The organism is Candidatus Sororendozoicomonas aggregata (genome assembly GCF_031528575.1).
GTDB lineage: Bacteria > Pseudomonadota > Gammaproteobacteria > Pseudomonadales > Endozoicomonadaceae > Endonucleibacter > Endonucleibacter aggregata.
Window position 1 is genome coordinate 1 of record NZ_JAVLSP010000115.1, and the last position, 9,071, is coordinate 9,071.

Here is a 9,071-nt window from a genome sequence, read left to right on the forward strand (position 1 = left end):
AACACAGCTGATCCCATCCGCGCTTTATCGCCGCGGGCGCTCAGCAGTGAGACGACCTATCGCCGATGGTAGGGGAGCGAGAGGTTTCCCGGCCTGTGAAAGTAGGTCATCGCCAGGCACTAATTTAAAACACAGCTGATCCCATCCGCGCTTTACCGCCGCGGGCGCTCAGCAGTGAAGCGACCTATCGCCGATGGTAGGGGAGCGAGAGGTTTCCCGGCCTGTGAGAGTAGGTCATCGCCAGGCACATTATTTACCTTGCGTTCGCTCAAGGCTGCAAAGCCCCTGATAACATAGGTTGCCAGGGGTTTTTGCTATTTGCGTGAAAAAATGTGCAAAGATGCGCAAAAAAACAAAAGCTGATCCCATCCGCGCTTTATCGCCGCGGGCGCTCAGCAGTGAAACGACCTATCGCCGATGGCAGGCAGAAAATTGCTCCTGCATTACTCTAACTTCTCTGGGCCCACTTGTACAACGAGCTTGCCAAAGTTTTCGCCCTGTAATAAACCAATAAATGCTGAAACCGCATTTTCCAGGCCTGTGACTTTGTCTTCTTTATATTTGATTTGATCCGACATTAGCCAAGACACCATGGCTTGTTGGAATTCACCATAACGATGACCATAGTCGTCAAATACAATAAAGCCCTGCATCTTTATCCGTTTAACAAGCAAGTTACCCATTAATAGCCCCATACGATCAGGGCCTTCTGGTAAATTGGTTGCATTGTATTGCGCAATAAGGCCGCAAAGTGGAATACGCGCTTTCGGATTTAACAGTGGTAGTACGGCATCAAACACCTTTCCACCCACGTTTTCGTAGTAAATATCGATACCTGACGAGCACGCTGTCGTAAGTTGGCTATCTAAATCATCATCATGGTGATTCAGGCAAACGTCAAATCCCAGCTCGTTTATGGCGTAATCACATTTTTTCTGGCTGCCCGCAATACCCACAACTTTACAACCCTGGATCTTACCAATCTGACCAACCAAACTACCCACTGCCCCTGTTGCCGCAGCAACTACGAGTGTTTCCCCTGACTTTGGTTCACCAATGTCCATTAACCCCATGTACGCGGTTAAACCTGGCATGCCCAGCACGCCCAGACCGTATGACGGATTTGGCATATTGCTGTCGAGCTTAATCAGTTCTTCACCATTGGACAAGCTGTAATCTTGCCAGCCACCATATGCCACCACTAAATCACCTTTTTGAAAGTCAGTGTGGTTTGATGCCTCAACACGACAAATGCTGCCGCCAACCATCACGTCGTCAATGGCAACAGGTTCTGCATAAGACTTCGTATCGTTCATACGACCGCGCATATAGGGGTCTAACGATAAATAAACAGTGCGAAGTAATAGTTCACCTTCACCCGGCGTCGGTACAACGGCTTCAATTAAGTTAAAATTGCTTGAGTTCGGCGCGCCGTGTGGGCGAGATGCTAAAACAATCTGGCGGTTTGTATCACGACTTTGATGCATGTTAATTCCTTCTGCTTGAAAGCGTTTAAAAAGGGTGCTAACAAAGGGATTGCATTCATGAAAAACGTCTTAATTCAGCTCTTCTCCAGCATAATCATAATCATCCATCGACTCAGTGCCTTTTATACACCTTTATTTGCTCTAAAACCAAGCGTTACTGAGTGCGCCAGGCGCTGTTGATATTTACATCAACAAAGCAGGATCAGTGTTAAAAATGGATCATTGACATCACTGGGTTTGTAAGATCCATTTGGATGTTTACCAATATAAAATGCTTCATAAAGGTTCCAGGGAATGCCTGTCTTTATATCGAATTTTCTACTGAGGTCGTAACGGTAGTAAAGGTTACCACAGAGGTGTTTGGTACATAATGGCTGTACTTCACAGTGATAGTCATTGGTAGCTGTTAGAATATCATCAACAAAACTTTGCAGATAACCACCGCTAAAAACACTTGGTGGAACGCAAATAGCCGCACCTGACTTGCCGAACTGCTCCTGGTTGGGAGGGATAGCGTACCCTGTTATGCCCGAATCACTCAGCTCTCCACCAACCTTGGCTAAAGCACGCCACTTTATAACAACAAACTCTAAATTCTCATACAGGTAAACACTGTGTGCAATGTGTTCACCTGGAATGTGCAACTTCCAACCACTGTATAGAAAGTTGCCCGCAGTCATCCCAAAAGTGCGCCAATGAAAATGGGGGTTCGCTCGATTTGCTGGTGACAATGGTGGCAATCGACGTCGTAAATTCTCAAGCTGCCTGTCAGTAAAGTCCTCTACAGCAAAAACTTCATTTCTCTTAAAAGAATCGGGTGTATTATCTGCGTTTCTCACAGGCGCATCCCTCATCATAACAAGTTGGCTTGCATTACCGCTTTGTAGTCAGGGGCACCGTTCATCAAACAATTAGCGGTCATGCAATCAATAATACAGGTCAATGAGGCAGCGCCAGTGTTAAAAATGGGTCATCTACGTCACTGGGTTTGTAAGATTTGGCTGAGTGTCCGTAAGCATACATGGCTCTATATTGGCCAAAAGGAACGCCTACAGTTATATCGAGTTTTTCACAGAATTCATATCGGTAGTAAAGGCTGGCACAGAGATATTTAGCATATGATGGCTTTATTTCACAATCATAGTCATCGGTGGCTTTTAGAATATCATCAATAAAATCTTGCAGATAGTCACCCTGGAAAACTCTCGGTGGAACGTAGATAGTAGCGCCTGTCTTGCCGAATTGTGAGCTTAGGGGAGAGACAATATACCCTTTTATTTCTGCGCACAATATTTCATCGTCTGAATCTTCGATGGGTTCTCCGCCAACCTTAGCTGAAGCACCCCACTTAATGGCAACAAATTCCAAATTTTCATACAGGTAAACACTGTGTGCAATGTGCGCTCCTGGAATGTGTAACTTCCAACCACTGTAGAAGTTTTTCGTACGAGGCATCCCAAAAAAGCGCCAGTGGTCATAGATGTTAGGAGTTATCCTATCTCTTGGTGGTAATCGACTCTTTAAATTCTCAAGCTGCCTGTCAGTAAAGTCCTCTACAGCAAAAACTTCATGTCTCGGATTGGGGGTATTATCTCCGTTTCTCACAGGTGTATTCCTCATAATACTAATTGACTTTTTAACGACACTTTACACTCACAAGCTGCGTGCTTGCCTTGCGTTTCAATACCATGCAATAGCGGGCTTTACTCGTTTAGTTTGTCAGCTCATACAGTCGTTAGAAAAGACGACTGAAATTACAATGCTTGGTGGTTGTGCAGGGCAAAAACATGATCAAACTTTGATCAGCAAGCACCCCAATAACACGGTATAATCAGGTGCTTTTGCCGTTTTCCAATGTCCGCAGAAGCCCTATTTTCAAAATTTTCATCACTCACTGACAACCGAGATCCTAAGAAGTCCAGCTGGATTCAAGCAATAAGTGCAACAGACTTCCCAGTGTAGACCTCAAGCGGTGTTAATCCACCAAGAACCTTGCGAGGCATGCTATTTATCATAAACGCCATATCACTGATATCCTTATGCTGCTGAAAATCTGGCTGTTGCCCGACAGGTGACACTTAACTTTCTCAAGCTGGATACCTCAGTGAAGGCAGGTATCAAGAACAAACGCAAAACTTGCGGTTGGAACGAGGATTATATGATTAAAGTGCTTGGGCTGGTTAATTTATGATCATGGGGGGTGTGCAACGGGGTATAGAAGAGTTCAACAGTTGGATTCGGGTTCAAACCATTGGTTTCTCAAATAGCCTCAGCTGGCACTTGCAGTGAGCTGTTTGCATTTTTTAAAACCTGAGATTAACCAGGCAGCGTCAGTGTTAAAAAAGGATCAATGACGTCATCAGGTTTGTAAGGAGTGTCTGGGTTGGCGACAGTGTAATATTCTCTATACTGTGAATGGGGAACGCCTACTGTAATATCGCACGGCCTGTCCAGTTCGTACCGGTAGTAAAGATTGCCACAGAGATGTTTTGTACATAATGGTGTTATTTCACAATGATAATCCAGAGTCGCTCCTAGAATATCATCAACAAATTCCTGAAGATGGTTGTGCTTGAAAACAATCGGTGGCACGTAAATAGTAGCCCCTGACTTACCCCAGTCCCTGTGTCCGGGACGGATCATATAACCTGGTATGACAGTCTTATGTGCTTTTTCTTCTCCACCCACTTTAGCCAGGGTACGCCATTTTAAGACAACTAAGTCTAAATTCTCATACAGGTAAACACTGTGGGCAATGTGTGCTCCTGGAATATGTAATTTCCAGCCGCTTGACAGGGAGTTATCTATGATATTGCCAAAATTGAACCAGTTCCCCTGGCGTTCAAAAGCGTGTTCCTGTGGTAATCGACTCCTTAAATTTTCTAGCTGACTTTCAGTGAAGTCATCCAAAGCAAAAACAGTGCCCTTAAAATATTCTTTTCTCACAAGTGCCTTCCTCAAGCCGCCTTAAAAGCCGTGTTGCTACGGCACTGTGGGATAAACGGGCATAAAAAGCCGATTTTGTTGGTTAAATTGCGGGCTAGGAGCCTGTCGGACTTAAGACAATTTCGGCCTAAAATCTAGAAAGCGCGGCCAGAATTTTATGCTCGAAAGCATAAGTCCGACAGGCTCCTTGCCCCTTAACATCGACGTTTTATCCACCGTTTCTCTTCACCTCGCTGCGCGCAGACTTTTACGACGGCTTTTCTTGACATCCTCTCCGACGTGAACGACGGGGATTCCTGCTACCAGACGGCAATGCCCTGGGGCAGCGTATCCTTTACCAGTAGCGGTATACGCCTTATTCGACAATCTGCTCTAACTTTCGGATTGTTGAGATACACGGGCAGAAAGCGGAGGTATTTTACTTTTCCTGTCAGGTAGCGTAATCGCTGGAAACGCCTGATAGATAGAGAATACAACAAGTGGCTTGCTTTGCAAGCCTCGCTTACATCCCCGCACTAGAAGTACGAGGTTTTACGCGATTTCGATAACAAGTGAGTACGCAACTGACAGGGTATGTATCTACTCTCAGGCAAATGGACGAATCCCCACCGCCTTGCGCACCTCAGCCATAAAGGGTGTCGCCTCTGCCCGGGCCTTATCTGCGCCTTTTTTCAGTTCAGCTTGCATAAAAGCCCGGTCTTTCATCAATGCGTTATAACGCGCCCGTGGTTCACGCAACTGGGCATTGAGGTGTTCAAACAGCTGGTTTTTCAGATCGCCCCAGCTAGCACCTTCAGCGTACTGTTGGCGTTTTTCAGCTATTTCAGCCTCGCTGGCAAAGGCTGCGTAAATCTGGAACAGCGTACAGCCATCGGTCTCTTTAGGTTCACCGGGTGCCAACGAGTTGGTTTTAATTTTGCGCATCAGCTTCAGCAGTTTTTTCTCGGAGCAGAACAGCGGAATAGTATTGTCGTAACTTTTGCTCATTTTACGACCATCCAATCCGCTCAAAGTGGCAGTGTTTTCACCCACAATAACCTCTGGCAGGGTAAAGCAGGTTTTGTAATGGTGGTTCATCCTTCCGGCGATATCCCGCGCCATTTCCAGGTGCTGAATCTGATCACGGCCAACAGGCACCTTGTCAGCATTAAACATCAGAATATCGGCAGCCATCAGTACCGGGTAGGAGAACAGCCCCATAGTAATGCCTTTGTCAGGGTCAGCCTCGCCTTTTTCTTCATTGGTTTGCACTGCTGCTTTGTAGGCATGGGCGCGGTTCATCAAACCCTTGGCGGTCATGCAGCCAATAAGCCAGCTCAATTCCATAATTTCAGGGACATCAGACTGGCGGTAAAAGGTGACACGGTCGGTATCGAGTCCCAGGGCCAGCCAGGTGGCGGTAATTTCCAGGGTAGACTGATGGATACGCTCAGGGTCGCGCCCTTTAATCAAGGCATGATAATCAGCCATAAAATAGTAAGACTGGATATCATCCTGCCAACTTTGTTCAATGGCAGGTTTAATGGCACCTGCATAGTTGCCCAGGTGTGGCGTCCCCGTTGTTGTGATACCGGTCAATACTTTTGTTTTGTGCATGGGTTGGAAAACCCCAGTTAGATAAGTCGGTGCCAGGCAAAAGAGTCTGGCTTAAGTAAAATGAGCTAGGAGCCTGTCGGACTTATGCTTTCGAGCATAAAATTCTGGCCGCACTTTCTCGCGCTTCCTGGATTTTAGGCCGAAATTGTCTTAAGTCCGACAGGCTCCTAGCATTATAAAAGCCTGACTGCGGGTATCAAGCAGCTTGTCAAGGGTGTATGATGACATCACTGCGAGAGTCCGAACTGAATATTTCCCATGTTAGATACGCCTTTCTTCTCCCAACGGCTGACGGCTGATAATTATCAGGCTGATGGCTTTGCTACGTTGGCTGAGGCCAAACACTGGACAAAGCGCATCTGCGGCCTTGCCTGCCTGAAGATGGTGATAGCCAAAATAACCGGACAAGTCGTCACACTGAACACCTTGCTACAACAGGGACTTGCCGCAGACGGCTATATGAAAGGGGTAGGTTGGATTCATCAGAGCCTTGCGGATGTCGCTTATCACCACTACGGCATCAGAGCGGACTGCCAGAGTATCGGCGCAAGCCTTGACCCCATAGAAGAAGCCCTCGGGCAAAATACACTGGTGATTGCCTCGGTGAGCTGTGGCTTTAAGCCTGAAAAAAAAGGCGGACACCTGGTGGTTATTCTCGCAATGGATAAAGAGCAATTGATTATCCATCATCCTTCTTCGCATAAAAACGAACAGTGGCCTCACTACCGGCTCGGAAAATCTCGCTTTCTTCAGTGCTTCTCGGAAAACGGAAATATTATCACAGTGCCTACTCAACAAACGCTCGCTCAATGACAAAATGCCCGACCATACCATAGCGAGACTCAGTAAAGCCCTTGTCGCTTAGAAGCGCGCAACACTCCTTAAGCATGGCTGGGCTGCCACAGATCATAAAGCGGTCAACTTCAGGGTTGATGGGATCAAGGCCAAGGTCATCCGTTAATATACCAGAGTCCAGCGCATCGGTAATGCGCCCCTGGTTACGAAATTCTTCACGTGTCACAGTGGGGTAATACATCAGCTTTTCACGCACCAGGTCACCAAAGTATTCATTGTTAGGCAAGTGCTCCCTGATAGTTTGCTGGTAGGCCAGTTCATCCACAAAGCGGCAGCCATGGGTCAGAATGATTTTGTCATACTGATCGTAAATATCAGGGTCTTTGATAATACTGAGAAACGGTGCCAGTCCTGTGCCTGTGCTGATCAGGTAGAGGTTTTTGCCCGGCAATAGATTATCTGTCACCAGTGTCCCTGTGCTTTTTGAGCCAACCAAAATAGCATCGCCTACCTGAATATTTTGCAACCTCGAGGTCAGTGGGCCGTCTGGTACTTTGATGGAAAAAAATTCCAGCTCTTCTTCATAGTTGGCACTGGCAACACTATAAGCCCGCATCAGTGGCTTACCCCCAACGTCCAGGCCAATCATAACAAAATGCCCGTTTTTAAACCGGAAGCTGGGGTCTCGTGTGGTTTTGAAGCTGAACAGGGTATCTGTCCAGTGAGTTATGTGCGTTACTGTTTCTGTTCTCAGGTTTTTCATTCAGTACCCCAAACGATCAGCATGAAGGAGAGGCATTATAGTACTTTTCCCATAGTCTGAGCAGTAGGGTTTTATTTGAAGGGTACTTTCAGCTTGTGGGAGGCTTTCGGTATTATTTAACAGTCATTCAAGCGCCTCTACTGTCATTACAAACTCTAGCCCGGATATTTCATAAACATGCTCCTGGCCTTAACATGCTCCTGGCCTTGCTTGCTCCTTGCGGCTCTAAGGGCAGTTTATGAAATATCCGGGCTAGAGGATCGATCAGTAGCTAAAAGATTGCCCCGATAGTATGGGCGATGGTAAGGGATTAACGTGGTATGATCAGCCTTTTGTCGATTAACAAGAGATAAACCGTTGCCAGCGTTCCCTGTTTTGTATTCATTCCGCCGTTGTCCCTACGCCATTCGGGCGCGACTGGCAATTCAGTACAGTGGTGTATACGTTTCCCTGCGTGAAGTGGTGTTGCGTGATAAGCCGCAGGCTTTAATTGAGGCCTCTTCAAAAGGCACAGTACCGGTGCTGGTACTGGCTGATGACCGGGTGATTGATGAAAGCCTGGATATTATGGACTGGGCACTGGCACAAAATGACCCTGACCGATGGTTGGGGGGTAATCAAGAGCAACAGAACCTACTGATCAACACGAATGATCATGTTTTCAAACCCTGGCTCGACCAATACAAATATCCCGACAGGCATCCTGATTATAGTCAGGCTTATTATCGTGAGCGGTGTGAAGGCTTTTTATTACAGCTGGAGCAAAGGCTGGCTGCTTCCCCTTGCTTATTGGGAGATAAACTCACCCTTGCGGATACAGCAATTATTCCGTTTATTCGCCAGTTTTCACTGGTTGATAAGCCATGGTTTGCCCAGAGTCCTTATGGCCACATCAAACGCTGGTTAAGCGGATTTTTGCAAGGGCCGCTGTTTAACAGAGTGATGGAAAAATACCCGCAGTGGGTGGCTGGTAGTAGTGATGAGGTTATTTTCCCCCGAATGCGCTGATGACATTTCATTACAGCGCTGTATAACTGAAACCACTGTCCATGTGGAAATCAGCTATACTGAAGAACCTCGACTAGTTGGTAAGGGTGTTTCCATGAACATAAAAAACCTGCGTAAGCATTATAACCCTATGCCTGAATCCCTTGAGCTCATCAGCCATGAGGGCGATATTTATCTTTGTCGTATTAATAAAAAAGAAATGTTAACAGATAATTCCGGCAAACATCCGATGGTTTTCCACAGTATCGGAGAAGCGCGTGATACTATCGGCGAACCCTTGGCCTCAAAACTTCAGGTTGTCTACTCAACAGCTTATGATGAAATGATTAATATCTAGGAGCCTGTCCGAGAATAGACTGCCCTACTGCGGTTGCGATAAATTGGTCTAAAAAGTCGGAAATTTTTAGCAAATAGAACCACTATTCACTAAAAATTTCCGACTTTTTATCCTCAATTTTCTGCCATCCTCGCTACGG

At 46.4% G+C, this 9,071-nt stretch carries 9 protein-coding genes; 3 read left to right on the top strand and 6 right to left on the bottom strand.

What is annotated here, in order from left to right:
* Nucleotides 1-443 precede the first annotated feature (443 nt).
* From V4C51_RS15885 to V4C51_RS15905, 5 genes are all read right to left on the bottom strand, one after another.
* Complete coding sequence (locus V4C51_RS15885) at nucleotides 444-1,487, bottom strand: NADP-dependent oxidoreductase (RefSeq protein WP_330927164.1); 1,044 nt, start codon at nucleotides 1,485-1,487, stop codon at nucleotides 444-446.
* Nucleotides 1,488-1,675: 188 nt separating this feature from the next.
* On the bottom strand, nucleotides 1,676-2,326 hold the full coding sequence (locus V4C51_RS15890) for a hypothetical protein (protein WP_330927165.1): 651 nt from the start codon (nucleotides 2,324-2,326) through the stop codon (nucleotides 1,676-1,678).
* Nucleotides 2,327-2,426: 100 nt separating this feature from the next.
* Nucleotides 2,427-3,092 (bottom strand): hypothetical protein, encoded by a 666-nt coding sequence (locus V4C51_RS15895; protein WP_330927166.1) that lies wholly within the window; start codon nucleotides 3,090-3,092, stop codon nucleotides 2,427-2,429.
* Nucleotides 3,093-3,803: 711 nt separating this feature from the next.
* Nucleotides 3,804-4,433 (bottom strand): hypothetical protein, encoded by a 630-nt coding sequence (locus V4C51_RS15900; RefSeq protein WP_330927167.1) that lies wholly within the window; start codon nucleotides 4,431-4,433, stop codon nucleotides 3,804-3,806.
* 585 nt (nucleotides 4,434-5,018) lie between these two features.
* Complete coding sequence (locus V4C51_RS15905) at nucleotides 5,019-6,029, bottom strand: tryptophan--tRNA ligase (RefSeq protein ID WP_330927168.1); 1,011 nt, start codon at nucleotides 6,027-6,029, stop codon at nucleotides 5,019-5,021.
* Between the two features lie 258 nt (nucleotides 6,030-6,287).
* On the opposite strand from V4C51_RS15905, the gene V4C51_RS15910 reads away from it, so the two are divergent.
* On the top strand, nucleotides 6,288-6,842 hold the full coding sequence (locus V4C51_RS15910; protein ID WP_330927169.1) for a C39 family peptidase: 555 nt from the start codon (nucleotides 6,288-6,290) through the stop codon (nucleotides 6,840-6,842).
* Here the strand turns inward: V4C51_RS15910 and V4C51_RS15915 are convergent.
* Complete coding sequence (locus V4C51_RS15915) at nucleotides 6,817-7,587, bottom strand: ferredoxin--NADP reductase (protein ID WP_330927170.1); 771 nt, start codon at nucleotides 7,585-7,587, stop codon at nucleotides 6,817-6,819. The two genes, V4C51_RS15910 and V4C51_RS15915, sit on opposite strands and share 26 nt — an antisense overlap.
* A 357-nt stretch (nucleotides 7,588-7,944) precedes the next feature.
* Between V4C51_RS15915 and V4C51_RS15920 the strand changes: the two genes are divergently transcribed.
* Together V4C51_RS15920 and V4C51_RS15925 are read left to right on the top strand one after the other, a co-directional pair.
* Nucleotides 7,945-8,595, top strand: coding sequence for a glutathione S-transferase (locus V4C51_RS15920; protein WP_330927171.1), 651 nt, complete (start codon nucleotides 7,945-7,947; stop codon nucleotides 8,593-8,595).
* The gene (locus V4C51_RS15925) at nucleotides 8,567-8,932 is read left to right on the top strand and encodes a DUF6482 family protein (RefSeq protein WP_330927172.1); all 366 of its coding nucleotides are present in this window, start codon (nucleotides 8,567-8,569) and stop codon (nucleotides 8,930-8,932) included. Before V4C51_RS15920 ends, V4C51_RS15925 begins: the two co-directional genes overlap by 29 nt.
* Nucleotides 8,933-9,071: the final 139 nt, after the last annotated feature.

What these genes read in the sequence shown, in the direction of transcription:
- V4C51_RS15885 (WP_330927164.1), bottom strand. Translation starts at nt 1,487, where the DNA reads ATGCATCAAAGTCGTGATACAAACCGCCAGATTGTTTTAGCATCTCGC.
- V4C51_RS15905 (WP_330927168.1), bottom strand. Translation starts at nt 6,029, where the DNA reads ATGCACAAAACAAAAGTATTGACCGGTATCACAACAACGGGGACGCCA.
- V4C51_RS15910 (WP_330927169.1), top strand. Translation starts at nt 6,288, where the DNA reads ATGTTAGATACGCCTTTCTTCTCCCAACGGCTGACGGCTGATAATTAT.
- V4C51_RS15915 (WP_330927170.1), bottom strand. Translation starts at nt 7,587, where the DNA reads ATGAAAAACCTGAGAACAGAAACAGTAACGCACATAACTCACTGGACA.
- V4C51_RS15925 (WP_330927172.1), top strand. Translation starts at nt 8,567, where the DNA reads ATGAGGTTATTTTCCCCCGAATGCGCTGATGACATTTCATTACAGCGC.